1 protein-coding gene is annotated in these 1,179 nt (G+C 44.0%); it reads left to right on the top strand.

All coding sequences use genetic code 11. From position 1 onward, the window contains the following. On the top strand, positions 1-1,179 hold a 1,179-nt coding region (locus ESU54_RS17645), incomplete at both ends, for a proprotein convertase P-domain-containing protein (protein WP_211362167.1).

The raw sequence follows: 1,179 nt of genomic DNA, 5'->3' as shown, positions 1-1,179 counted from the left end.
TCTCTAATGCTGATCTTTCCATGTCTCTAGGAACTGCTGTAGCTGGATTGTTTACTGGATCAGTATTTACTCCTCGTGTATGGAACGGTACTGTTCATTATGAAACTGTTGCTAGTTCTGGCCTTGAGTTCACTTGTGCAGATCTTGGCGAAAACATTGTTGAGGTAACTGTTACAGATGACAGTGGAAACGTTTCTACCTGTATGGCAGTGGTAAATGTGATAGACTTGATTGCGCCAATTATCACTTGCGGCCCTGAGCCAACAGTTTCTGAAACTGTTAGCGATAGTCCAAACCTTGCAATTCCAGATGCTGATCCAACAGGGGTAACCTCAACATTGACGATAACTGAAGATGTGGTCATATCAGATTTAAATGTTAATCTAGATGTTACACATACTTGGGTAGGTGATGTTACTACAACAATTACTTCCCCTGCAGGTACGTCGGTTACAATCGTTGACCGTCCAGGTTTTACAGGAACAGGATTTGGTTGTAGTGGAGATGATATCCTTGCTACGCTTGATGATGCTGGCACAGGTCCAGTAGAAGACCAGTGTGGTGCAGGTGTACCAACAATTGATGGTACTTTCATCCCTAACAACCCACTTTCTGCTTTCAACGGAGAAAGTACAATGGGAGACTGGATCATCACCATTTCTGATGCTGCAGGTGGTGATACAGGAACGCTTAACAGCTGGGGCATAACTTATTCTTATGCAAACACCAATACAGATATTGTTATAGAATTGGGACCAGACGGTACTGCTACCATAGATCCTTATGACATTATAAGTGGTGTAATTGAAGCTTGTGGTATCGCTACCGCAGCAGTAGATGTGCCAACGGTTAGCTGTGCAGATATAGGAACAACTATCGTTGTTACTGCTTTTGTTAGCGATACAAGCGGAAACATCGCCTCTTGTTCTGCAAATGTTATAGTTGTAGATCTTTTGGCCCCTGTACTTACTTGCCCAGCAGATCAAACTGTTGATCCGGGAGCTGGTAACCTGTTCTACATCCTGCCTGACTATATTGCAACTGGCGAAGCCACTGCAATTGACAACTGTACAGATCCTGTAACACTCACTACTCAAGTTCCCGCTCCGGGCACGCCATTGTCTGATGGAACTTACACCATCACAATGACCGCCACTGACGAGTATGGAAATACTTCAA

Origin of the sequence: Aequorivita antarctica, from assembly GCF_007997155.1 — a bacterium.
Lineage (GTDB): Bacteria > Bacteroidota > Bacteroidia > Flavobacteriales > Flavobacteriaceae > Aequorivita > Aequorivita antarctica.
The sequence above is the reverse complement of the archived record's forward strand: the minus strand, read 5'-3'. Positions and strand labels throughout refer to the sequence as shown.